The organism is Pseudomonas antarctica, from assembly GCF_001647715.1.
Taxonomy (GTDB): Bacteria; Pseudomonadota; Gammaproteobacteria; order Pseudomonadales; family Pseudomonadaceae; genus Aquipseudomonas; species Aquipseudomonas antarctica_A.
In genome coordinates this window covers 5,884,935-5,909,182 of sequence record NZ_CP015600.1, presented here as the reverse complement: position 1 = coordinate 5,909,182, position 24,248 = coordinate 5,884,935, and the positions used below count along the sequence as shown (strand labels likewise).

21 protein-coding genes are annotated in these 24,248 nt (G+C 60.7%); 7 read left to right on the top strand and 14 right to left on the bottom strand.

All coding sequences use genetic code 11. The features are described from left to right. Nucleotides 1-1,039: 1,039 nt before the first annotated feature. Together A7J50_RS26875 and A7J50_RS26870 are read right to left on the bottom strand one after the other, a co-directional pair. Nucleotides 1,040-1,717, bottom strand: coding sequence for an anti-sigma factor (locus A7J50_RS26875; protein ID WP_064454443.1), 678 nt, complete (start codon nucleotides 1,715-1,717; stop codon nucleotides 1,040-1,042). After that, nucleotides 1,714-2,340, bottom strand: coding sequence for a sigma-70 family RNA polymerase sigma factor (locus A7J50_RS26870; protein WP_064454442.1), 627 nt, complete (start codon nucleotides 2,338-2,340; stop codon nucleotides 1,714-1,716). The genes A7J50_RS26875 and A7J50_RS26870 overlap by 4 nt, the downstream gene beginning before the upstream one ends. Nucleotides 2,341-2,491: 151 nt before the next feature. Here A7J50_RS26870 and A7J50_RS26865 point away from each other — a divergent pair, with 151 nt between their 5' ends. Further along, nucleotides 2,492-3,061, top strand: coding sequence for a DUF2780 domain-containing protein (locus tag A7J50_RS26865; RefSeq protein WP_064454441.1), 570 nt, complete (start codon nucleotides 2,492-2,494; stop codon nucleotides 3,059-3,061). Nucleotides 3,062-3,487: 426 nt separating this feature from the next. Here the strand turns inward: A7J50_RS26865 and A7J50_RS26860 are convergent, their stop codons facing one another. After that, nucleotides 3,488-4,378 carry an acyltransferase gene (locus A7J50_RS26860; protein ID WP_064454440.1) on the bottom strand — a complete coding sequence of 297 codons (891 nt, stop codon included), beginning with the start codon at nucleotides 4,376-4,378 and terminating at the stop codon, nucleotides 3,488-3,490. Between the two features lie 171 nt (nucleotides 4,379-4,549). Here A7J50_RS26860 and A7J50_RS26855 point away from each other — a divergent pair, with 171 nt between their 5' ends. From A7J50_RS26855 to creD, 4 genes are read left to right on the top strand one after another with little or no spacing between them, the layout of a single operon-like run. After that, nucleotides 4,550-5,065 carry an ATP-dependent zinc protease gene (locus A7J50_RS26855; protein WP_064454439.1) on the top strand — a complete coding sequence of 172 codons (516 nt, stop codon included), beginning with the start codon at nucleotides 4,550-4,552 and terminating at the stop codon, nucleotides 5,063-5,065. Between the two features lie 8 nt (nucleotides 5,066-5,073). Then, complete coding sequence (gene creB, locus A7J50_RS26850; protein WP_064454438.1) at nucleotides 5,074-5,742, top strand: two-component system response regulator CreB; 669 nt, start codon at nucleotides 5,074-5,076, stop codon at nucleotides 5,740-5,742. Beyond that, nucleotides 5,742-7,181 carry a two-component system sensor histidine kinase CreC gene (gene creC / locus A7J50_RS26845; RefSeq protein WP_064454437.1) on the top strand — a complete coding sequence of 480 codons (1,440 nt, stop codon included), beginning with the start codon at nucleotides 5,742-5,744 and terminating at the stop codon, nucleotides 7,179-7,181. Before creB ends, creC begins: the two co-directional genes overlap by 1 nt. Nucleotides 7,182-7,232: 51 nt before the next feature. Continuing rightward, a complete protein-coding gene (creD, locus tag A7J50_RS26840) occupies nucleotides 7,233-8,606 on the top strand; it encodes a cell envelope integrity protein CreD (protein ID WP_064454436.1) in 1,374 nt (457 codons plus the stop codon). 186 nt (nucleotides 8,607-8,792) lie between these two features. Here creD and A7J50_RS26835 read toward each other — a convergent pair whose 3' ends face one another. The 8 genes from A7J50_RS26835 to A7J50_RS26800 all read right to left on the bottom strand — a co-directional run bounded on the left by A7J50_RS26835 (nucleotide 8,793) and on the right by A7J50_RS26800 (nucleotide 17,823). Beyond that, nucleotides 8,793-9,422: a glutathione S-transferase gene (locus A7J50_RS26835; protein WP_064454435.1), complete on the bottom strand. Its 630-nt coding sequence runs from the start codon at nucleotides 9,420-9,422 to the stop codon at nucleotides 8,793-8,795. Between the two features lie 164 nt (nucleotides 9,423-9,586). Then, nucleotides 9,587-9,769, bottom strand: a complete 183-nt coding sequence (locus A7J50_RS26830) for a hypothetical protein (RefSeq protein ID WP_064454434.1) — start codon at nucleotides 9,767-9,769, stop codon at nucleotides 9,587-9,589. Continuing rightward, a complete protein-coding gene (locus tag A7J50_RS26825; protein ID WP_064455020.1) occupies nucleotides 9,766-10,869 on the bottom strand; it encodes a PepSY-associated TM helix domain-containing protein in 1,104 nt (367 codons plus the stop codon). Before A7J50_RS26825 ends, A7J50_RS26830 begins: the two co-directional genes overlap by 4 nt. Before the next feature lie 63 nt (nucleotides 10,870-10,932). Continuing rightward, a complete protein-coding gene (locus A7J50_RS26820; RefSeq protein WP_064454433.1) occupies nucleotides 10,933-13,371 on the bottom strand; it encodes a TonB-dependent siderophore receptor in 2,439 nt (812 codons plus the stop codon). Nucleotides 13,372-13,600: 229 nt separating this feature from the next. After that, a complete protein-coding gene (locus A7J50_RS26815; protein ID WP_064454432.1) occupies nucleotides 13,601-14,569 on the bottom strand; it encodes a FecR domain-containing protein in 969 nt (322 codons plus the stop codon). Beyond that, nucleotides 14,560-15,084: an RNA polymerase sigma factor gene (locus tag A7J50_RS26810; protein ID WP_064454431.1), complete on the bottom strand. Its 525-nt coding sequence runs from the start codon at nucleotides 15,082-15,084 to the stop codon at nucleotides 14,560-14,562. Before A7J50_RS26810 ends, A7J50_RS26815 begins: the two co-directional genes overlap by 10 nt. A 100-nt stretch (nucleotides 15,085-15,184) precedes the next feature. Continuing rightward, nucleotides 15,185-15,892 (bottom strand): PolC-type DNA polymerase III, encoded by a 708-nt coding sequence (locus tag A7J50_RS26805; protein ID WP_064454430.1) that lies wholly within the window; start codon nucleotides 15,890-15,892, stop codon nucleotides 15,185-15,187. Beyond that, nucleotides 15,889-17,823: a putative nucleotidyltransferase substrate binding domain-containing protein gene (locus tag A7J50_RS26800; protein ID WP_064454429.1), complete on the bottom strand. Its 1,935-nt coding sequence runs from the start codon at nucleotides 17,821-17,823 to the stop codon at nucleotides 15,889-15,891. The genes A7J50_RS26805 and A7J50_RS26800 overlap by 4 nt, the downstream gene beginning before the upstream one ends. A 246-nt stretch (nucleotides 17,824-18,069) precedes the next feature. On the opposite strand from A7J50_RS26800, the gene A7J50_RS26795 reads away from it, so the two are divergent. Continuing rightward, nucleotides 18,070-18,516 (top strand): response regulator, encoded by a 447-nt coding sequence (locus A7J50_RS26795; protein WP_064454428.1) that lies wholly within the window; start codon nucleotides 18,070-18,072, stop codon nucleotides 18,514-18,516. 173 nt (nucleotides 18,517-18,689) lie between these two features. On the opposite strand, the gene A7J50_RS26790 is transcribed toward A7J50_RS26795, so the two are convergent. Next, nucleotides 18,690-20,867 (bottom strand): malate synthase G, encoded by a 2,178-nt coding sequence (locus A7J50_RS26790; RefSeq protein ID WP_064454427.1) that lies wholly within the window; start codon nucleotides 20,865-20,867, stop codon nucleotides 18,690-18,692. 386 nt (nucleotides 20,868-21,253) lie between these two features. Here A7J50_RS26790 and A7J50_RS26785 point away from each other — a divergent pair, with 386 nt between their 5' ends. Next, nucleotides 21,254-21,766: a glycine cleavage system protein R gene (locus tag A7J50_RS26785; protein ID WP_064454426.1), complete on the top strand. Its 513-nt coding sequence runs from the start codon at nucleotides 21,254-21,256 to the stop codon at nucleotides 21,764-21,766. A 222-nt stretch (nucleotides 21,767-21,988) separates the two neighbouring features. Here the strand turns inward: A7J50_RS26785 and rarD are convergent, their stop codons facing one another. Together rarD and A7J50_RS26775 are read right to left on the bottom strand one after the other, a co-directional pair. After that, a complete protein-coding gene (rarD, locus tag A7J50_RS26780) occupies nucleotides 21,989-22,873 on the bottom strand; it encodes an EamA family transporter RarD (RefSeq protein ID WP_064454425.1) in 885 nt (294 codons plus the stop codon). Nucleotides 22,874-23,050: 177 nt separating this feature from the next. Beyond that, nucleotides 23,051-24,025 carry a serine/threonine protein kinase gene (locus A7J50_RS26775; protein ID WP_015886213.1) on the bottom strand — a complete coding sequence of 325 codons (975 nt, stop codon included), beginning with the start codon at nucleotides 24,023-24,025 and terminating at the stop codon, nucleotides 23,051-23,053. Nucleotides 24,026-24,248: the final 223 nt, after the last annotated feature.

Below are 24,248 nucleotides of genomic sequence, written 5' to 3'. Positions count from 1 at the left end.
ATCAACTGATACACCGCCTTCGCGAGCAAGCCCGCTCCCACAGGGAAACGCCTGGAGCAAGTCGCCCAGACGGTGAAGATCAAAATGTGGGAGCTGGCTTGCCTGCGAAGGCGGCGTGTCAGTCAACACATTCATCAACTGATACACCGCCATCGCGGGCAAGCCCGCTCCCACAGGCAAACGCCTGGAGCAAGTCGCCCAGACGGTGAAGATCAAAATGTGGGAGCTGGCTTGCCTGCGAAGGCGGCGTGTCAGTCAACACATTCATCAACTGATACACCGCCATCGCGGGCAAGCCCGCTCCCACAGGGAAACGCCTGGAGCAAGTCGCCCGGCCGATGAAAATCAAATGTGGGAGCGGGCTTGCTCGCGAAAGCGGTGGGTCAGTCAACACATTCATCAACTGATACACCGCCTTCGCGAGCAAGCCCGCTCCCACAGGGAAACGCCTGGAGCAAGTCGCCCAGACGGTGAAGATCAAAATGTGGGAGCTGGCTTGCCTGCGAAAGCGGTGGGTCAGTCAACACATTCATCAACTGATACACCGCCTTCGCGAGCAAGCCCGCTCCCACAGGGAAACGCCTGGAGCAAGTCGCCCAGACGGTGAAGATCAAAATGTGGGAGCTGGCTTGCCTGCGATGGCGGCGTGTCAGTCAACACATTCATCAGTTGATACACCGCCATCGCGGGCAAACGCCTGGAGCAAGTCGCCCGGCCGATGAAGATCAAAATGTGGGAGCGGGCAAGCCCGCTCCCACAGGGTAGTGGTGTGAGCAAGTCGCCCAGGCAGTGAAGATCAAAATGTGGGAGCTGGCTTGCCTGCGATGGCGGCGTGTCAGTCAACACATTCATCAACTGATACACCGCCTTCGCGAGCAAGCCCGCTCCCACAGGGTAGTGGTGTGAGCAAGTCGCCCAGGCAGTGAAGATCAAAATGTGGGAGCTGGCTTGCCTGCGATGGCGGCGTGCCAGCCAACACATTCATCAACTGATACACCGCCTTCGCGAGCAAGCCCGCTCCCACAGGTGTTGAGAGGGGTCAGCGGGAGGCCAGTGCGCCTTGGTACAGCACTGGTCCGGTGGGTTGGCCGGTGGGCGAGCCGCCTTGTGGTTCCAGGCTGACGGCGAGGGTCAGCGGTGCGCTCAACAACGCTTGCTGTGCCTGGCTCAACTGGATTCGGCCTTTACCCGAGGTAGGCACCAGCCCCAGAGAGATCGGTTTGCCGCCGGGTGCAATGGCCCACAACTCCAGCGCTCGCGTTGGCTCTACCGCCGCCAGCGACAGTGGCTCTACTTGCAGGTGATCGCCAAACGCCTGGATCTGCAACGCCGGTTGCTGGTTAGCCGCGACCAGCGTGGCGTTGTACTCGGCGCCGATATCACGCTGATAAAGCACGCCGACCAACACGGCGACGACGACCGCGCATGCAGCCGCCAGCAGGCGAAAGTTCATCCAGAACGGTTTCTTCGCCGGCACGTGCAGCACTTGCGGCTCGATCCGCGCCTTGATGCCTGCCCACACATGGTCCGGCACCGGCCGCTCAGGCAAAGAGCCGGTCAGGCTGGCGAGTGCATCCTGCCAATGGCCCAGTTCGACGCGCAGCGCGGCGTCTTCCAATAACAGGGCGTCGAAGCGCCGACGGGCGGTAGCAGGCATTAGGCCGATAGCGTAATCGGCAGCCAGGGCGCGGCGCAGGGCAGTGGTTTGGTAGTTCATGATTCAAGGCACCTGCGCAGGCGCTCCATGCCGCGGCGAATCCAGGATTTGACCGAGCCCAGGGGCGCGGCCAAGTGGTCGGCCAACTCCGAGCACGACAGGCCCTGAAAGTAAGCCACGGTAATTGATTGACGCTGCATGCCGTCGAGGGTGTCCAGGCAACGGTTCAGTGCGCTGGCTTCGCGTTCGCTGTCGAGTTGCTCGTGGGCGCTGGGGCTGTCGTCGAGCATGGCGTCCTGCTGGCCGTCGGCCAAGGGTTGTTCGCGGTGTTTGCGCAATTGGTCGATCGCCAGGTTGCGGGTGATATTGACCATCCAGGTCATCGGCGCCGCCAGGTGCGCCTCGTAGCGCGAAGCGTTGTACCAGATGCGCACGAAAGCTTCCTGCAACACCTCTTCGGCCAGGTCCGAGCGCCCCATGAACCGCAACGCCACACCGTGCAGCCGTGGCGAGACGCTGCGGTAGAGGGTTTCGAACGCCTGGCGGTTGCCCAGGGCGCATTGGGCCAGCAACGGCCGCAACGGGTCAGCATCATTGATCGAAATAGGGCTTCTCCAGGCTCTCGGACGAAGGCGACGGGACTGCGCACGGTAGGCAGAGGGTAGTCCAGCTTGAGCATTCATTCCATCCAACTCCGGGCGGTGCTTGGTGGATATACGCGGAGCAGGGACATTTGGATGCGGCTTTTTCTGAACTAATCTGTAAGTGGGAACATTCCTTCGGGACTGTCAGTCAAACGCCTGCTTTTAGCTCCTACATTCAGAGGTTGTCTTGATGAAGATTTCACGCGGTTTTGCCCTGTCCTGCCTGATGACCGTGGCCGCCAGCCCGGTGTTTGCCGCAGGTTTCAGCCTCGGTGATGTGGCCAATGCCGTATCCGGTGCCCAGGGCAACAATAAGGCGGCTGCCGCAGCGCCGAGCTCCCAGACCGCTGGCCTGTTGCAGGCCCTGACCTCGCAACTGAACGTTACCCCGGAACAAGCCGTTGGCGGCACTGGCGCCATGCTGGGCCTGGCCAAAAACAAGCTGAGCGGCACCGACTATTCGCAACTGGGCAAGAGCGTGCCGGGCCTGGATCAACTGTCGGGGAGCAACTCGCTGGGCAGCCTCGGCGCCTTGAGCGGGATGCTCGGCCAGAGTGGCGGCAGCAAAACCAGCGGCCTGGACGGCGTGCTGGGTAACGTGAAGGACACCAGCGACCTGAACACCGCGTTCAGCGCGCTGGGCATGGATAACAGCATGATCGGCAAGTTTGCGCCGGTGATCCTGCAATACCTGGGTGGCCAGGGCGCCAACCAGTCGGTGCTGGGCAAGCTGGCCTCGGCCTGGGGCACTGGCAGCTAAATACGTTTGAATGTGTATTTCATACACGGGGCGATGACTTTATTGATGCTAAAGATGAAAAAGCATACGTAATGAGGCGTATTGAATTGTAGGGAACCGCCGTAACGGATGCGCCACAGATTGAGACCTTTCAAGCTGCGCTAATCACGGGCTTGGAAGGTTTCATTCATTGGAATTTAAGTGGTGACACGATGAAAACTTCACATTTGCCAGTTGGCGTCTCGTATTGGATCAACCCCCCTGCCATCCCGCGGGAGCCCCTAGGTACAGGTTTGATGGGGCACCAGCGGCACTCTAATGCCCAGAATGGAATGGCCAATACCTCGAAGGCACAAGAACCCCAAGGGTCTCATGACCCTGTACTCAACATTTGGGGAGAATGTGTTCCCCGTTAGTTAGAACTCAATTTGATTCGATAAGACGGCTTTATTTGAGTAACGTCTCAATTCTCCGGTCTTTTTCCCTCCAGAGCTGGTTCACCCAGTTCTGGACGGTCTGGCGAAACGCCGGATCGTTCTCGTAGTCCCCTTGCCACAACGCCGGGTCCAGCGCATGGGTGCGGATATCAATGATCACTTTCGGCACCGCGCCGCTGATCAAATCCCAGAACCCCGGAATCTTTTGCTGCTGCTCTTGAGATGGATAGACCACGGTCACGTCGAGTACCGCGTCCAGCTGTTCACCCAGCGCCGCCAGCACAAACGCCACGCCGCCCGCCTTGGGCTTGAGCAACCGCGAGAACGGCGAATCCTGTTGTTTGCGTTTGGCCTCGCTGAACCGCGTGCCTTCCAGGTAATTGACCACCGTCACCGGCTGGCGCTTGAACAGCTCGCAGGCCTGCTGGGTGATTTTCAGGTCCTGGCCCGCCAGTTCCGGGTGCTTGGCCAGGAACGCCTTGGTGTAGCGTTTCATGAACGGGTAATCCAGTGCCCACCAGGCCAGGCCAAGGAAGGGCACCCAGATCAGCTCTTTTTTCAGGAAGAATTTGAAGAACGGCGTTCGGCGGTTAAGCGCCTGGATCAGGGCTGGAATGTCGACCCACGACTGATGGTTGCTGATCACCAGGTAAGAGGTATCGCGTCGCAGGTCGCCGCCGCCGCGAATGTCCCATTGAGTGGGCGTGCACCGGGAGAATATAAGCTTGTCGATTTCGGCCCAGGTTTCGGCGATCCACATCACCGCCCATGACGCGTAGTCGCGACAGCGCCCGCGGGCCACCAACTTGATCAGGGCAAACACCATCAAGGGGCCGAACAGCACCAGGGTGTTGAGCAATAACAGCAGTGTGACGAAACAGCCGGTGAGCAGGCGGCGCATAAGTAACTCTTGGAATCGACGTGGGCGGGCCATGATAAGCAAGCTGAGTCGAGAGGCCAAATCGCAAATCGCCGCACGAATGTTTCACACTGCGCCCGGTATGGTTGAGAACTAACTTAGTCCGGCTTTTGCGGTCTAGAATCCGCCTACTTCTTTCGAGGAAATCACTTCGTGAAATTGCTCCTTGCTGCGTTCGCCCTGGTTCTTCCCGTTATGGCTGCCCTGCCTGTCATGGCCGCCGAACCGACCCTTTACGGTCGCTACGAATACATCCAGTTGCCGGAGATCGGTGAAACCTTCAAGGCCAAGATGGACACCGGCGCGCTGACCGCCTCGCTGTCGGCCCGTAACATCGAAACCTTCCAGCGTGACGGCGACGACTGGGTGCGCTTCCGACTCGGCGGCAAGGATGCGAGCGACAAGGTCTACGAACATAAAGTCTCGCGCATCAGCAAGATCAAGAGCCGCGCCGACGAAGACGAGGACAAGGACGAAGCCACGGTGGCCAAGCGCCCGGTGATTGACCTGGAAATGTGCCTGGGTAACGTCAAGCGCACCGTCGAGGTCAACCTTACTGACCGCAGCAGCTTCAACTACCCGCTGCTGATCGGCGCCAAGGCCCTGCGTGAATTCGGCGCGGCGGTAAACCCGGCCCGTCGTTATACCGCTGATAAACCGGACTGCTGATTGAACCCATGCCGCATATCCTGATTGTCGAAGACGAAGCGGCGATAGCCGACACGTTGGTTTTCGCCCTGCAAGGCGAGGGCTTCACCACCACCTGGCTGAGCCTCGGCCAGGAGGCGCTGGCCCATCAGCGCCAGACACCGGCCGACCTGATCATCCTCGACATCGGCTTGCCGGATATCACCGGCTTTGAAACCTGCAAGCAATTGCGCCGTTTCAGCGAAGTACCGGTGATGTTCCTCAGTGCCCGGGATGCCGAGATTGACCGTGTGGTGGGCCTGGAGATCGGCGCCGACGATTATGTGGTCAAGCCGTTCAGCCCACGGGAAGTGGCGGCGCGGGTGCGGGCGATCCTCAAGCGCGTCGGCCCAGGTGTGGCGCCCGCCGTGTTCCAGGTGGACCTGGAACGCATGCAAATCAGTTATCGCGGGCAGTCATTGAGCCTGACCCGGCATGAATTCCGGTTGCTGCAAAGCCTGCTCGAGCAACCCGAACGCGTGTTCAGCCGCGAGCAATTACTCGACGCGGTGGGCGTGGCGGCGGATGCCGGCTACGAGCGCAATATTGACAGCCACATCAAGAGCTTGCGCAGCAAACTGCGTGGTATCGCGGCCGATGCGGAGCCAATCCAGACCCATCGCGGCCTGGGCTACAGCTACAGCCCGAGCCACAGCTGATGCGCCTGGGGCTGCGGATTTTCCTGGTGTATGCGCTGTTTATCGGCCTGACCGGCTACTTCGTGCTCAACACGGTGATGAAGGAAATCCGCCCGGGCGTGCGCCAGTCCACCGAAGAAACCCTGGTGGACACCGCCAATCTGCTGGCCGAGATTCTGCGCGATGACGTGAAAAACCACACCCTCGGCCAAAGCCATTGGGCCGAACTGCTCAAGGCCTATGGCAATCGCCAGCCCGGCGCGACCATTTGGGGCCTGCCGAAAAACCAGGTTAACCACCGTATCTACGTGACCGACGCCAAGGGCATCGTGCTGCTCGACTCCAAGGGCGAAGCGGTGGGCCAGGACTACTCCAAGTGGAACGACGTGTACCTGACCCTGCGCGGCGAGTACGGCGCGCGCTCCACGCGCAGCGAACCGGATGACCCCGCCTCGTCGGTGATGCACGTTGGTGCGCCGATCCGCGATAACGGGCAAATCATCGGCGTGGTCACCGTGGCCAAGCCCAACAGTTCGTTGCAGCCCTATGTCGACCGCACCGAGCGCCGCCTGCTGTGGTACGGCGCCGGGCTCGTGGTCATGGGCCTGCTGCTCGGCGCCCTGTTGTCGTGGTGGCTGAGCGTTGCGCTGCACCGGCTGACGGCTTACGCGCAGGCGGTGAGCGAAGGGCGGCGTGCCGAGCTGCCGCATTACCGTGGCGGCGAGCTCAAGCAACTGTCCACCGCCGTGGAGCACATGCGCACGCAGTTGGAGGGCAAGGCCTACGTCGAGCATTACGTGCACACCCTGACCCACGAACTGAAAAGCCCGCTGGCGGCGATTCGCGGCGCAGCGGAACTGTTGCAGGGCGACATGACCCGCGAGCAGCAGCAGCGTTTCGTCGGCAATATCGACAGTGAAAGCGCGCGCCTGCAACAGTTGATCGAACGCCTGCTGAACCTGGCGCAAGTGGAGCAACGCCAGGGCCTGGAAGAGCAAACCAGTGTGCCGTTGGCCGCCCTGGTTGATGACGTACTCAAGGCCCAATGCGCACGTATTGAGGGCGCCGGCTTGCAGGTGGAGCAGACCATTGCTGGGGATGTGAAGGTGTTTGGCGAGCCTTTTCTGTTGCGCCAGGCCTTGGGCAATCTGCTGGAAAACGCGCTGGACTTCACGCCACCGGGCGGCGCGTTGAAATTCAGTGCGCACACCCAGCACAACGACGTACACGTCAGCCTGTTCAACCAGGCGGCGCCGATTCCCGACTACGCCCTGCCACGCCTGAGCGAACGTTTCTACTCGCTGCCACGCCCGGCCAGCGGGCGTAAAAGCACCGGCCTGGGCCTGAACTTTGTCGAAGAAGTGATGAAGCTGCACGGCGGCGCTTTGCAGATCGGCAACGTGCAAGGCGGCGTACAAGTGGTGCTGCATCTCCACACAGTCTCCACATTGCCCACATAAATCGCCCATATGCGCGGCTCACGCTCTGCCTATCAAAACAGGGAGAGCCCCATGAACCGCAGCCTGCTTTTCAAACTTGGCGCAATTGCGCTGCTGATTCTGTTGTTGCTGATTCCGTTGCTGATGATCAACGGCATCATCAGCGACCGTCAGCAACTGCGCGATGGCGTATTGATGGACATCGCCCGCAGCTCCAGCTACAGCCAGCGCGTCACCGGGCCGGTGATGGTGGTGCCGTATCGCAAGACCGTGCGCGAGTGGAAACTCAATGAAAAGCTCAACAAACGCTACGAGCAAACCCGTGAAGAGCGCGGTCGTCTGTATTTCCTGCCGGAGCGTTTTGAACTCGACGGCAAGGTGCAGACCGAGCTGCGCGCACGGGGCATTTATCAAGCGCGGCTGTTCCATGCCGACAACCGTATCAGCGGGCGTTTTGAGCTGCCTGCGCAGTTGGGTATCACCGAGGACTTTGCTGATTACCGCTTTGAACCGGCGTTTCTGGCGGTGGGTATCAGCGATATTCGCGGTATCGAAAACGCGCTGACGCTGGAGCTGGGCAGCCAGCGTCTGGAGTTTTCGCCGGGCACTCAAGTGGACTGGCTAGGGGAAGGCGTGCACGTAACGCTGCCCGAGCAGGACAGCAAAAAACCGGCCGAGGTGGACTTTGCTTTCGACCTGCGCCTGCAAGGCACTGAACAGCTGCAAGTGGTGCCGGTGGGCAAGACCAGCCAGGTATCCCTCGCCTCCAACTGGCCGCACCCGAGCTTTATCGGCAACTTCCTCCCGGCTCAACGAGACGTCACCGATAAAGGCTTCACCGCCAACTGGCAGACTTCGTTTTTTTCCACCAACCTCGAACAAGCCCTGCAAACCTGCCTGGACCGGCAGGGCTGTGAAGACTTCACCAATCGCAGCTTCGGCGTGAACTTCATCGACCCGGTTGACCAGTACCTCAAGAGCGACCGAGCAATTAAATACGCGTTGCTGTTTATCGCCCTGACGTTTGCCGGCTTCTTCCTGTTCGAAGTGCTCAAGAACCTGGCCGTGCACCCGATTCAATACGCGTTGGTGGGTGTTGCCCTGGCGTTCTTCTACTTGCTGTTGTTGTCGTTGTCCGAGCACCTGGGTTTTGCGCTGGCGTATTTGATATCCGCCAGTGCTTGCGTGTTGTTGATTGGTTTCTACGTGTGCCATGTGCTGCGCAGCGTCACTCACGGCCTGGGGTTTTCGGCGGGGTTGGCGGCGTTGTATGGCTTGTTGTACGGGTTGCTGAGTGCCGAGGATTACGCGCTGCTGATGGGCTCGCTGTTGCTGTTCGGCCTGCTCGGCACGGTGATGGTGCTGACGCGCAAACTGGACTGGTATGGCGTGGGCAAACGCAAAGCGGGCGAGCCACTGCAGTTTGATCTGGAGGCCGTGCAATGATCGGGTTGCGTGAGGATCAGCAGGTGGGCGCGCAGTTGGCCGCAAGAATCGTCATATTCCTCAACTCCGTCACCTTCCGAAGTGGGAGCGGGCTTACCCGCGAAAGCGGTGGGTCACAAACAGATGTACTGAATGACACGCCGCAATCGCGGGCAAGCCCGCTCCCACAATGGATGGGGATGAATGTCACACCGGTGGCTGGGTCTGCAGCATCGAAGGCCGCTGGCTGACCTCGGCATACCAGGCGGCAAGCTTGGGATTAGCGTCACGCCATTGCAGGTCTGGGTGGCGGAAGTCGAGGTAGCCCAGGGCGCATGCCACACTGATGGAGGCGATGTCGAAGTGGCTGGCCAGTTCGGCAATTGCATCGGCTTCAAGCGCTGCGAGGGTGCGACGAATCTTTTTGCGCTGTTCGTCCAGCCACTGGTCCCAGTGCTTTTCCGCCGGGCGCATGGCCGTCTCGTAACGCACCAACACGGCGGCATCCATGATGCCGTCGGCCATCGAGGCCAGGGTCAGGCGGCGCCAGCGCGCCGCGCCGTCGCGGGGTATCAGCGGGTTGCCGACGTGCTGGTAGTCAAGGTAATCGAGGATCACCCGGCTGTCGTGCAGCACTGTGCCGTCGGCCAGGCGCAGGGCCGGGATTTTGCCCACGGGGTTGTCTTGCACCAATTGCGCATCCGGCTGGACCGGTGTCGGCATGCAACCTTGCAGGGCCACACGGTCCTGCTGGCCGGTCTCGGCCAGCAGCACGCGGACTTTGCGAACGAACGGTGACGCGGGGTTGTGGAACAAGGTCATGCTGGGCACGGACATGGGCATTCCTCTGAATGGGCAGTGGCTAGCCTAGAGGGTTGCGCCGTGGCTGGCGAGGGGGTTTTTGGGTGTTTTTGAGGGCCTCATCGCAGGCAAGCCAGCTCCCACATTTTGAATTGTGAACGCAGCCCAAGGTGGGAGCTGGCTTGCCTGCGATGGCGCCCTCAGCCGCGCCGCTTACACAACGCCCAAACACCCATGACAGCGGGAATCCCCAAGCCTACCCAACTGAGCGAATCCCACAGCCCATCGCCCAGCAACGCCGCAAACAACCCGGCCGCGCTGAGCACACCAATCCCAAGCGGAATACCAAACACCTTCCAGAAATTCGACTGGCGCGGCTTCATGCCCTGGCCGCCTTGCGCCGCACGATCCATAGGTAAATGCCGCTGCCCAGCACGATGATGGTCAGCACATCCAGCACTGCCCACAGGATCTTCATCGGCAGGCCGCCATAGTCACCAAAGTGCAACGGCTGGGACATGCCCATGGCGTCCATGTACCACGGCCGTTCGGCGATGGCGGTGACGGCCAGGGTGCTCGCGTCGATCAGCACTGGCGTGAGCAAGTGCGAGGTCAGATGGGTGCTGCCTTTCATGAACACCGCATAGTGGTGCTCGCTGGAAAAACGCGTACCGGGGAAGGCGATAAAGTCCGGCTGCATGCCGGGCGCGGCCTTGGCCGCAATGCTCAGCAGCTCGGTGGCCGGTGCGCGTTGTGTCAGCGGCGGCGCGTTTTTGTAGGGCTCGATCATCGCGCTGAGGCTGTCCTGGCGCCAGGCGGCGATGATCAGGTCGGCGCAGGCGCTGATCACGCCGGTCACGCCCACCACCAGCGCCCAGGTCAGCGTGACCACGCCGATAAGGTTATGCAGGTCGAGCCAGCGCAGGCGGGTGGATTTGTCCTGGCGTACGGTGGCGAACTTCAAGCGGCGCATAAACGGCAGGTACAGCACCGTGCCCGAGACAATCGCCAGCACAAACAGAATGCCCATGAACGCCAGCAGCAATTTGCCCGGCAGGCCGGCGAACATATCCACATGCAGGCGCAGCAGGAACAGCGTCAGCCCGCCGTTGGCCGCCGGGGTTTCCACGGCGTCGCCAGTGCGCGCATCGAGCATGAAGGTGTGAGACGAGTTGGGTTCGGTGCCGGCCGTGGCGGCCATGATCGCAATCACGCCGTTCTTGTCGTCCTCGTCCCACGCCAGGTATTGCATGGCTTCACCTGGTCGATGAGCCTGGGCCTTGGCCACCAACTGCTCAAGGTTCAGGTGCGGAGTGTCGGCGGGCATCTGCGCAAGTTCATGCTCGTTGCCCAGCAGGTGGTCGATCTCGTGGTGAAACACCAGCGGCAGGCCGGTGAGGGCGAGCAGCAGCAGGAAGACTGTGCAGATTAGGCTGGCCCAGGTGTGGATGAAGGACCAGCGGCGGATGGTTTTGCTTTTCATCACGGCTCCAAAGGCAAAAGGGCCGCGCTTCAGGCGGCCCTTCATGTGCGGCTGTTTACCGTTTTAGAATTTGTAATTCACGCTGGCGACCACGTTACGTTGGTCGCCGTAGTAGCAGTAGAAGCCATCGCAGGTGGACAGGTAGTCCTTGTTGAAGATGTTCTTGGCATCGACGGCCACAGTCACGCCTTTCATGGCGCTGTTTACGCGGCCAAGGTCGTAGTGCACCGAGGCGTCGTACACAGTGTAGGAACCTACATGGCCCAAGTCGGTGTTGGCTGCGTTGCCGTAAGTGTCGCCTACGTAGCGCACGCCCGCTCCGATCCCGAAGCCGTCCAGCAGGCCACTGCGCCAGGTGTAATCGGCCCAGCCGGTGGCTTGGTTGCGAGGCAGTTGATTCAAGCGATTGCCTTTTTCAGCGGCAGCGCCTTTGGTGATTTCGCTGTCGTTATAGGTGTAGGAACCGACCAACTTGAGGCTTTCGGTGACGTCGGCGCTGGCTTCCAGTTCCAGGCCGCGTACCTGCACTTCACCCACTTGGCGCGTGATGCTGCCTTCGGTAACCGAAGTATTTTGCTGGGTCAGGTCGAACACGGCAGCGGTGAACAGGGCTTTGGTGCCTGGAGGCTGGTATTTGATACCGGCTTCGTACTGTTTACCCTCAGTGGGTTTGAATGCCCCGGTGCTGCCCACTTGGGTGCCTGATCCCGCTTGGAACGACTCGGCGTAGGACAGATACGGAGTGATGCCGTTGTCGAAGACGTAGCTCAGCGCTGCGTTGCCGCTGAAGTGCTTGTCGCGCTGAGTGTTGGTTGCGTCATTCTGGTTGTGGAAAGTTGTACCGGTGTGCACCCAGTCTTCACGACCGCCGAGGGTCAGGCGCCAGTTGTCGAGGGCCATCTGGTCCTGGGCATAAAGGCCGGTTTGCTGGGTCTTCTGGGTGTAGTCGTACATGGTGAAGTACTGGACTTTGGAGAAGTCCTGCCCATACACCGGACGGTTGAAGTTGATCGTCGGAACCCCCGCCGACCCCCACAGCCAACGTGCATCGCTGGTGGAGCGCTGATGGTCGAGGCCGAGTAAAAGCGTATGGCTCACAGCGCCGGTCTGGAAGTCGGCCTGGAAGTTGTTGTCGACCGCAAACTGGCCAATATTTTCGTCGACCTTACCGGCCGAGCGACTCACGTTACCCTCTGCGTCAACCGCGACTTCAGGACCATTGGGATAGAACGCACCACCTGCGGTGATGCCCTGGAACGAGAGTTCGTTCTTGGTGTAACGCAGGTTCTGATGGAACTGCCAGGTGTCGTTCAGACGTGTTTCGAAGGCGTAACCCAGCGCGTAGTAGGTGCGGTCGTAGAATTCCCAGTCCGGATCACCCAGGTTCTTGTGGTGAGAAATCTTGCCGGCCGGCGAGCTCAGCTTGGTGCCTTGCAGGGGTAGGAATTGCCCGGTAATTCCGGTGTCGTCGCGAGTGAACTGGGTCAGCAGCGTCAGCTTGGTATCGTCGTTAATGTTCCAGGTCAGGCTGGGGGCGATGTTGTAGCGCTTGTCTGGAATGTGGTCCACGGGTGCGTTGCTATCGCGTACTACGCCGCTGACGCGATAAAGAAACTGGCCTTGGTCGTCGACCTTGCCGGTGCTGTCGAAGTTGATTTGTTTGTGATTGTTGCTGCCGGCTTGCACCTCGATTTCATTCGAGTTTTCAGCCTGGGGGCGACGGCTGACCATGTCCAGCAGGCCACCGGGTGGAGTTTGCCCGTACACCGACGACGCTGGGCCGCGCAGCACTGCAATACGTTCAAGGTCCCAGGTGTCGATCTTAGGCGTGGCGTAGTTGCCTTTCGGCAATGGCAGGCCATCCAGGAATTGAGTCGGCACAAATCCCCGGACCAGCAGCCAATCGCTGCGCGAATCAGCGCCATACCCGCTGCTTTGTACGCCAGCGGTGTAGCGCAAGGCGTCATTGAGGTTGAGTACGGAGCGGTCTTCCATTTGCTGACGTGTAATGACCGTTACCGAACGTGGCAGTTCGGCAATCGGTGTATCCGTCTTGGTGCCCGCCGCTGTGCGTGTTGCTACATAACCATCCACCGGGCCCCACGCGCTTTCATAGCTGCCTTGCCCAATGATGCTGGTCTCCGGCAGCGCCACGACGCCTTCCGGAATCGCCACCAGGGTAAACGTCCCGGCGCTGCTCTGTTCCAACTGCAACCCTGTCCCACGCAAGGCCTCACGCAGCGCGCCTTGCGCATCGTACTGGCCCTTCACCGGTGCCGAGGTTTTGCCCGACGCCAGCGCCGGGTTAAGGGTCAGCGCCAGGCCCGCCTGGCTGGCGATCTGGTTCAGGGTGCTGGCCAGCGGCGCGGCCGGCAGGTTGTAGGCGCGCACGTTCGAGGCCTGTTCAGCGGCGATCAGCGACGTGCTAGTCAGCGGCGTGCTGAGGGCAATGGCCACGGCTAACAGGCTGGGGCGCAACAGGGTGTCTAGCGTGCGGGACATGGGGTGGCTCCTGAATGGAAATATTTCTCAATTGCCTATGTGCCGAGCGAGATTGGAAAAGTGATAGGGCTGAGCGAAGATATTTTTTGAGTCGAGTATTTGAGGCGTTTTTCAGGGCCTCTTCGCGGGCAAGCCCGCTCCCACATTCGACTGCGTTCTACTTGGAAAAACGCGGCCGAATGTGGGAGCAGGCTTGCTCGCGAAAGCTACAGCCCATGCACCGCATAACCTAAGGCTTGGCGATAACGGTCACCCACCACGGCGTGCGCTGCTCGATCTGCACCGGCAAGGTCGGCAGCAGGGCGTTCAGCGCCAGCGTAGTGTCATGCAGAGGGAAACTGCCGGTGATGCGCAGGTCGGCCACGCGCTTATCCACACCCAGGTAGCCGGGGCGATAGCGGCTGAGCTCCTCGACCACGTCGCCCAGGCGGGCGTTGTCGACCACCAGCATGCCGCGTGTCCAGGCATCGGTGGCGGGCGTGACGGCCAGCACAGGGCCGAGACTGTCGCTGCGCATCAGCACTTGCTGGCCTTCGCTGAAAATCTGTTCTTGATGCAGTGCCTGTGGCTGGGCGGCCACCGCAGACTGCAGCACGCTCAGGCGCGTGGCGGCGTCTTCGCGCTTGACGATAAACCGCGTGCCCAGCGCCCGCAGGCTGCCGTCGCGGGTTTGTACATAGAAGGGGCGCGCATCGTTGTGGCCGGTTTCGACCAGCATCTCGCCTTCCTGCAACACGATCAGCCGGCGTTTTTCATCGAAGCGCACGTCGATTGCGCTGTGGGTATTGAGGTTGATCAGTGTGCCATCCGCGAGTTTCAGCGTGCGCTGCTCGCCGGTGGCGGTGCGCTGGTCTGCCAGCCAATAGTGGATCGGCACGTAGCGCTCACCGGCAAACAACACCAGGCCGCACACCAGCGCGATACTTGCCAGGCCGCGCCCAAGTTTGCGCACGCGCTGGCGCAGGCTCTCGCGTGACTGCACCAACGCCGCTCGCGCCGGGCCCGACGCTCTGCTGAAACGCTGGTCGAGCATGCCCAACTGGCGCCAGGCGCGCGCATGCTCCTCATCGCTGGCCAGCCATTTGGCGAACTCTTCCTGCGTAACCAGGTTGCCGTCGCCCGAGTCGAGGGACAGTTGCCAGGCAATTGCAGCGTCCAGCACGCGGGCCGAGACCGGTTTGGAGCTGATCACGGGCACGACGGCTCGCCATACAGCGCGACGTAGCACTGGCGAATGCCCTGGGCCAGGTACTGACGCACGCGGGGCACCGACACGTCGAGACGCCGGGCGATTTCTGCGTGGCTCATGCCGTCGAGGCGGTTATAGAGGAAGGCGGCGCGGGCCTTGCTCGACATCTTGGCGAGCAGTTGGTCGATGGCCTTGAGGTCTTCGAGGATCAATTGCTGTTCTTCGGGCGACGGCTGTTCGCTTTCCGGGAGCAGCATCAGTTCGTTGAGGTAAGCCTGTTCCAGTGCTGCGCGGCGGAAGTAGTCGAACAGCAGGCCTTTGGCGATCGACACCAGAAACGCCCGTGGCTCGCGCGGTTCGCGCAACTCATCACGGCCCAGCAGGCGCATGAACGTGTCCTGGCTCAGGTCTTCGGCGCGGCTCGGGCAGGCCACGTTGCGGCGCAGCCACGCCAACAGCCAGCCACGATGGTCGCGGTATAACGCGCCAACAAGCTCACTGTGTGGGGTCTGGACCGACGACAAGGCATCACCGAATAAACAAGAGGTTTAAACTAACGAGAATTATTCGCGATTGTGTCAGAGGCAGGGGGTGGGCGCAATTGGCGTCTGTCGGGCGGTGCCACTAAAACGCTGGCGCTTGTTTGCGGCGTTTCCATTGGCTCAAGCGCTCTTGCAGCGCTTGAGGGCTGTTGATGGCGTGCTGCTGCGCGCGGTTAAACAGGATGAGCATCAGCTCAGCCGTGGCCAGTGCATCGGCGCTGGCGTGATGGCGTTCGCCCACGTGCAGCTTGAAGTGGGTGATCCAGTCGTCGAGGCCGGCTTCGCGGATATTCGCTTCGGGGCAGAGCAGTGGGGCGATGTCCGCAACATCGAGAAACGGATGGCTCAGCCGATAGCCCAGGCTGTCCTTGAGTGCGCGGCACAGCATGTGTTGATCGAACGGTGCGTGAAACGCCAGCATCGGGCTGTCGCCGACAAACGCCATGAAATCCAGCAGCGCTTCGACCGGGTCGCTGCCGGCGGCGATGGCACTGGGGCCGAGGCCATGGATCAACACGCTGGGGCTCAGTTTTGTTTCGGCACGTTGCAGGGTGCGCTCGAACATTTGCGAGAAATCCACCGCGCCGTCCTCGATGACCACCGCGCCGATGGACAGCACCTGATCCCGGTTGAGGTTCAGGCCGCTGGTTTCCAGGTCAACCACCACCCACCGCTGGCTGCGCAGGGAACCGTTCCCCAGTACTGCGGGTTTGGGCAGTTGCGCCAGGCGCAGCTGTTGGGGGGCGTCCAGCCCGGGCTTTTTCTTACGTAGCCAACTGAACAGGCTCACAGCTGGTACCGAAAGGTCAGGCTGCTTTGCAGGCGCTGGGCCTGACGCAGGGCTTCACGCAAGATGCGCCGGTCCAGGTGGTTGAGGCTGTCGGGGTCGACACGGTTGGAATAGGGCTGGTTCTCGCGGGTCTGCAACTGGTGCTGCTGCATGCGGGTTTGCTGGATAAAGTGATAGGCCTCTTCGTACGCGGCGCCGTCCAGTGGCTCAATGACCTCTTTGTCCACCAATTGGCGCAGGCGCTCCAGGGTATTGATGGCGTGGACGCCATTGGCCAGAGCCAATAGGCGAGCGCCATCCACAAAGGGCGTGAGGCCCTGCACCTTAAGATCGAGTGTGGCCTTTTCGCCGCCTTTGCGCGTCAGTACAAAATCGCGGAAACGCCCTACGGGTGGGCGTTGGCGCAAGGCGTTCTCGGCCAGCATGCGTTGGAACAGCCGGTTATCCGCGACTTGATCCAGAATGCCCTGACGCAATTGCTCGCAGCCCTGTTCGTCGCCCCACACCACGCGCAAGTCAAAATAGATGCTCGAGCCCAGCAGGTTTTCCGGCGTCGCCTCGCGAATAAACGCACCGAAGCGCCGCGCCCATTCGGCCCGCGACAGGCACAGTTCGGGGTTGCCGGCCATGATATTGCCCTTGCACAAGCTGAAGCCGCACAACGCCAGGCTTTGGTTGATCTGCTGCGCCAGGGGCAACAAGCGGCCACGAATCGCGGCGGCTTCGGCGGCGTCCCCGGCGTCGAACAGAATGCCGTTGTCCTGGTCGGTAAACAGGGTCTGCTCGCGACGGCCTTCGCTGCCGAAACACAGCCAACTGAAGGGCACGCCGGGGTCGCCTCTCTCGACCAACGTCAGCTCGATTACCCGGCACACGGTGTGATCGTTGAGCAACGTAATGATGTGCGTGATCTGGGTGGACGACGCGCCATGGGCGAGCATGCGTTCGACCAGTTGGCCGATCTCGCCGCGAAGTGCCACCAGGTTTTCGACCCGGGGCGCGTTGCGGATGGTGCGGGCCAGGTGCACCAGGTCAACCCGTTGCAGGGAAAACAAGTCGCGTTCGGACACCACGCCACACAGGCGCTGATCTTTCACCAGGCACACATGGGCGATATGCCGCTCGGTCATGGCGATGGCGGCGTCGAAGGCGCTGTGGTCCGGGCTCAGGAAGAACGGCGCCTGGGTCATATGACCTTCGATGGCCTGATTGAAATCACTGGTGCCGTCAGCGACCACCTGGCGCAGGTCGCGCAGGGTGAAAATCCCCAGGGGCGCCTTATGCTCGTCGACGATCACGATGCTGCCCACTTGTTGCTCGTGCATCAGCGTCACCGCCTCGCGCAGCGGTGTGTTCGGGCTGCAGGTGACCGGATGGCGCATGGCCAGTTCGCCGAGACGGGTATTCAGCGAGTACTGGGTGCCGAGGGTCTCTACGGCTTTTTGCTGCACCTGCTGGTTGACCTGGTCCAGCAAGCTGCTGACACCGCGCAAGGCAAAGTCGCGAAACGCACTGGAGAGGGCGAACAGCTTGATAAACGCCGGCTTGTTCAGTTGCAGGCAGAACGTATCTTCGGGGGCCTTGTGCTCGGTGCGTGTCGCTCGTTCGCCCAGCAGCGCGGCCAGAGGGAAGCACTCACCGGTGGTGATTTCGAAGGTGGTTTCGGCCACTTCCTGATTTAACAGTGGGCGTTCGCCGACGACTCGGCCTTGCTTGACGATATAAAAATGTTCCACCGGCCCGCCCGACGGCTTGAGGATGCTCTCGCCGGGGCCATAGAAACGCAGTTGGCACTGTTCCACCAGAAACGCCAGGTGGGCGTTTTCCATCTGGTTGAACGGGGGGAAGCGTTGCAGGAATTGCAGGGTGCCGTGGATGTTCTGCAACACGGCGGTTTTTCCCGCCTGCGTGAAAGCATCAGCTTTACTCATAACAGTGACCGCAGTTTCTTGTCGTTATCGTCCTTTATGGTCAGCCCCCGTGCTCCGGGTGCCCATTGGACGTAAGTCTAGTGCGCGGTAAAACGATTCACGACTAGGGAAATACCTTACATGGCTAGTGTTAAAACCCGGTAAAAAGCCCACTAGGCAAACTTTCCGACGAAGTGCACATTGTTCGCCCTTCCGCAGATGTCTGACGAGTGTGCTGCGAGATTGAATAGAACTGCTGAGAAACGTATGTCCGACCACGATATTTTGAGTGATGCCGAGCGCGAGGCGCTGAGCGCCGTGATGCTGGAGCCTGATTTACCGCCACAACGGGTGTTGATTGTCGATGATGACAAGGACGCGCGTGAATTGCTGGCGGAGATCCTGGGCCTGGACGGCATTCGCTGCATGACCGCTGACAGTGGCGAGACGGCCTGGGATCTCTTGGAGTCCAGCAGCTCCATTGGTTTACTGATCACTGACCTGCGCATGGCGCCAAGCAACGGTCTGGAACTGATCCAGCAAGTGCGCAGCTCTGGCCGAGCGGCGCTGCCGATTATCATCATGTCGGGGGACGCGGAAGCGCGCGACGTCATCGAGGCCATGCACATGAGTGTGGTGGACTTCATGCTCAAGCCCATCGACAGCGCCAAGTTGGCGAAGATGGTGAAGCGCGAGTTAGGCATGGCGTCTTGATTATCTGTTGACCGTGCAGGCCTCTTCGCGAGCAAGCCCGCTCCCACATTTGGCCGCATGCTTCCTGTAGAAATGCGGTCGAGTGTGGGAGCGGGCTTGCTCGCGAAAGCGCCAGTGCGACCACCACACTACCCAATGAAAAGGCCCTGATCTCGCGATCAGGGCCTTTTCATTTACAAGCCGTTCTTGGCCTTGAACTCACGACGCCGACGGTGCAACACCGGCTCGGTATAACCATTGGGTTGCTTGGTCCCTTCAATCACCAGTTCCACCGCCGCCTGGAAGGCGATGTTGCTGTCGAAGTCCGGGGCCAGTGGGCGATACAGCGCGTCACCGGCATTCTGACGGTCTACCACCGGCGCCATGCGCTTGAGGCTTTCCATCACTTGGGCTTCGTTGACAACGCCGTGGCGCAGCCAGTTGGCGATGTGCTGGCTGGAGATACGCAGCGTAGCGCGGTCTTCCATCAGGCCGACGTCGTTGATGTCCGGCACTTTCGAACAGCCCACGCCCTGGTCGATCCAACGCACCACATAGCCAAGGATGCCCTGGGCGTTGTTGTCCAACTCATTACGGATTTCTTCGTCGGACCAATCGGTATTGCTGGCCAGAGGAATGGTCAGGATATCGTCCAGCGACGCGCGCTCGCGCTTGGCCAGTTCGGCCTGGCGCGCGAACACGTCCACCTTGTGATAGTGCAGCGCGTGCAGTGCAGCCGCCGTTGGCGATGGCACCCAGGCCGTGTTGGCGCCGGCGAGCGGGTGAGCGATTTTCTGTTCGAGCATCGCCGCCATCAAGTCGGGCATTGCCCACATGCCTTTACCGATCTGCGCACGCCCTTGCAGGCCGGTGCTCAGGCCGATATCGACGTTCCAGTTCTCGTAGGCACCGATCCATTTTTCCGCCTTCATGGCGGCCTTGCGCACCATCGCGCCGGCTTCCATGGAAGTGTGGATCTCGTCGCCGGTGCGGTCGAGGAAGCCGGTGTTGATAAACACCACACGCTCGCTGGCCGCCTTGATGCAGGCCTTGAGGTTGACCGTGGTGCGGCGCTCTTCGTCCATGATCCCGACTTTTAGCGTGTTGCGCGGCAGGTTCAGCACGTCTTCGATGCGGCCGAACAGCTCGTTGGTGAACGCCGCTTCTTCGGGGCCATGCATCTTCGGCTTCACGATGTACACCGAACCGGTGCGGCTGTTCTTGCGGCTGCTGTTGCCGTTGAGGCTGTGGATGGCCGCGAGGCTGGTGAGCAGGCCGTCGAGGATGCCTTCCGGTACTTCGTTGCCATCTTTGTCGAGGATCGCGTCGATGGTCATCAAGTGGCCAACGTTGCGCACGAACAGCAGCGAGCGGCCGTGCAAGGTCACGTCCTGGCCATCGACGCCGGTGTAGACACGGTCGGCGTTCATGGTGCGGGTGAAAGTCTTGCCGCCCTTGGCCACTTCTTCGGCCAGGTCGCCTTTCATCAGGCCGAGCCAGTTGCGGTAGATCACCACTTTGTCATCGGCATCAACAGCGGCGACGGAGTCTTCGCAGTCCATGATGGTGGTCAGCGCAGCTTCCATCAGCACGTCTTTGACGCCGGCGGCGTCGGTCTGGCCGACCGGGGTGCTGGCGTCGATCTGGATTTCGAAGTGCAGGCCATTGTGCTTCAGCAGGATCGCAGTCGGCTCGGTCGCCGGGCCCTGGAAACCGATCAACTGGGCATCGTCGCGCAGGCCGCTGTTGCTGCCGCCCTTGAGGCCGACGACCAGCTTGCCATCAACGATTTTGTAAGCGGTGGAGTCGACGTGGCTGCCGGCAGCGAGCGGCGCGGCTTCGTCGAGGAAGGCACGGGCGAAGGCAATCACCTTGTCGCCGCGCACTTTGTTGTAGCCCTTGCCCTTTTCGGCGCCGTCGGCTTCGCTGATGGCATCGGTGCCATACAGCGCGTCATACAGCGAGCCCCAGCGCGCATTTGAGGCGTTGAGGGCGAAACGGGCGTTCATCACCGGCACAACCAGCTGTGGGCCGGCCATGCGGGCGATTTCGTCATCGACGTTTTGGGTCGAGGCCTGGAAGTCTGCGGCTTCTGGCAGCAGGTATCCGATGTCTTGCAGGAAGGCTTTGTAGGCCACCGGGTCGTGGGCCTGGCCGGCGTGGGTCTGGTGCCAGGTATCGATCCGCGCTTGGAAATCGTCGCGTTTGGCGAGTAGGGCTTTGTTCTTCGGTGCCAGGTCGTGGATGACCTTGTCGGCGCCGGCCCAGAACTGGTCGGCAGTGATGCCGGTACCGGGAATGGCTTCGTTATTCACGAAGTCGAACAGGACTTTGGCGACCTGCAGGCCACCGACTTGAACGTGTTCAGTCATTGCTTGCCTCACTCTGCGGAGCTAATGCGCTTTTCAGCTTTTCAATTTACCAATGAAGCCTCTGGCCATTTAAACCACGAACCCATTCCCAGTACATGCCGTGCAGGCGGCTGGGCGAGAGGGTTGACGCGGTACTTGGGTGCCTTGGCAGACATCGACCTAACGTTATGTAGTGCGCGATTGGGCATACTACATGATGACTTGCGGTTGTGAAAATTAGACTAAATACGTCGTTTAGCGACCCATTTTGGTCATGCGGTCACAGCGGATAACGGGATGTTCTCAAAAAACTATTGGATTGTTCCAGATAAATATAAAAATGGTACACGATTTGTTTTCGAGGGCGCCTGCGTCCACCTTGTAAGTTGAATTCAGAGGGCTTCGCCATGGACCATCTTGTACTCACTATTATCGCCGCCGACAAACCCGGCTTGGTTGAACGCATCGCGCAGAACATCGCCGCTCACGGTGGCAACTGGCTGGAAAGCCGAATGGCCCACATGGCTGGGCAATTTGCCGGGATCCTGCGGGTAAGCGTTCCCACGCAAAGCCGTCAGGACCTGGTGAATGCGCTGGAGGATTTATCCACACATGGCATTCGTGTGCTGGTGGGCGAGGGCAGTACCGGGCAGGCGTCGGACTCCAAGCCGATCCTGATGACGCTGGTGGGCAATGATCGGTCGGGGATTGTGCGCGAGATTACCGCGCTGTTGAGCCGGCAGGGCGTCAACCTGGAGCGCTTGAGCACCGATGTGCGTCCGGCCCCCATGAGTGGTGATCCTCTATTCAACGCCGAGGCCCTGTTGCGGGTGCCGTCAACGATGTCCTTGGAGACGCTGCAGGAATCTCTGGAAACCTTGGCGGATGACTTGATGGTGGAACTGCGCAGCGAGGAATAACGGCCCACAGGGTTATGCATGGAAATCTTGCATGGGCCTGTGGATAAGCTGTAGAGACCCGGCGCCAGGCCACGTGCGCCGGGGTTCTTCGTCAGCTGAGCAAAAAACGAGCAGTTTCAACGGCTTGTGCACAAATGACGGGGATCAGATTGTGGATAACCTTGGGGTGGATGTCTGCAAGCCAAGTGCGCTGTGGCTTGCAGAGGTTTGTACGTTATTTGATCAGCGTTTGCGCACGGTCAGCCAGGCATCCAGGCTGTAGACCACCAGGCCGGCCCAGATGAAGGCAAAGGCAATCAGCGTGCTCGGTGCCAGGTGTTCACCGAACAACAGCACCGCTTCGAGCAGCACCAGCGTCGGCGCGACGTACTGCAAAAAGCCCAGCGCGGTGTAGGGCAAATGCCGTGCGGCGGCGTTGAAACACACCAGCGGGATCAGCGTCACCGGGCCTGCGGCCACCAGCCACCAGGCTTCGGAGGTGCTCCAAAATTCAAGCTGTGCACTGTGGGCCGACGGGTTGAACAACAACCAGGCCACGGCAATCGGCACCAGCATCCAGGTTTCCACCACCAGCCCCGGCAGCGCCTTGACCGGCGCCTGCTTGCGGATCAAGCCGTAAAAGCCAAAGGTCAGCGCCAGCACCAGCGACACCCACGGCAAACTGCCGACTTGCCACACCTGTTGCGCCACACCTACCGCTGCCAGCCCGACGGCCATCCACTGCAAGCGCCGCAGGCGTTCGCCGAGGATCAGCATGCCCAGCAGCACATTCACCAACGGGTTTATGTAATAACCGAGGCTCGCTTCCAGCATGCGCCCGCTGTTCACCGACCACACATAGGTCAGCCAGTTAGCCGCAATCAGCGAGCCGCTGAGTGCCAGAATGGCCAGGCGCCTGGGGTTGTCGCGCAGTTCACGGAACCAGCCCGGGTGTTTCCACACCATTAACAGCAAACCGCCGAACAGCGCGGACCACAACACACGGTGCACGATGATCTCTGCGGCGGGAACACTGGCGATGGCTTTGAAATAGAGCGGGAACAGACCCCAGATGACATAGGCACTCAGGCCCAGGATGTACCCCTTGCGGGGGTTGGCGGCTTGCATTGCAGAATCCTTGCTTAGGCAGCTATCAAAGCGCGATTGTAAGGATTTTTGTCCGCCGGTGGGATTGGCTTTTCTGTGGGAACTGGCTTGCCGGTGATGACATCACCTTGGTGCTACTGATGCACCGAGTTGTTTGCATCGCCGGCAAGCCAGCTCCCACAAGAAGCAGCGTCAGGGTCAGAACAGTTTCAGCGGTTCTTCATTGAGAGCCGACAGCTGCTCACGCAACGCCAGCACCTGATCACCCCAATACCGCTCGCTGCCGAACCACGGGAAGCTGTGAGGAAACGCCGGGTCATCCCAGCGCCGTGCCAGCCAGGCGCTGTAGTGCATCAGGCGCAAGGCGCGCAGCGGTTCGATGAGTGCCAGTTCGCGCGGGTCGAAGTCGTGGAACTCCTGATAGCCGTCCATCAATTCCGACAGCTGGCCCAGGCATTCCTGACGGTCCCCTGCGAGCATCATCCACAGGTCCTGGACGGCCGGGCCCATGCGGCAGTCATCGAGGTCGACGATATGGAACATCTCATCGCGGCACATCATGTTGCCGGGGTGGCAATCGCCGTGCATGCGGATGTTCTTGTGCGGCGTGGCCTTGTACACCTCTTCCACACGCTTGAGCAGGTCGCGGGCCACGGACTCGTACGCCGGCAGCAGGCTCTTGGGAATGAAATTGCCTTCCAGCAACGTGTTGAGGGAATCGTGGCCGAAGTTCTTCACGCCAAGGGCTTCGCGGTGTTCGAACGGGCGGGTGGAGCCCACCGCATGCAAACGGCCGAGCAACTGCCCAAGGCGATAAAGCTGATCGAGATTACCCGGCTCCGGCGCACGGCCACCACGGCGTGGAAACAGGGTGAAGCGAAAACCGGCGTGCTCGAACAGGCTTTCTCCGTTATGGATCATGGGGGCGACCACCGGCACATCGCACTCGGCCAGTTCGAAGGTGAAGCGGTGTTCTTCGAGGATCGCTTCATTGGTCCAGCGCTGGGGCCGGTAGAACTTGGCGATCAGCGGTTCGGAGTCTTCGATGCCCACCTGATACACACGGTTTTCGTAGCTGTTGAGCGCCAGAACGCGAGCATCGCTGAGAAAGCCGATACTTTCGACAGCGTCGAGTACCAGGTCGGGGGTGAGTGTTTCAAACGGATGGGCCATGCGAACTCCTGCGCGCAGCAGGGCGCCGCGTCCGGCTCGATATGGTAACGCACCCGCGCATAGATAGGTGGTAGCTGTGCGGACGCCTTCGCGGGCAAGCCCGCTCCCACGTTCGACCGAATTCCAAAGGTAAAACTTGATCAATTGCGCGAGATAGGGGTGGCTGTGCGGACGCCTTCGCGGGCAAGCCCGCTCCCACGTTCGACCGCATTCCAAAGGTAAA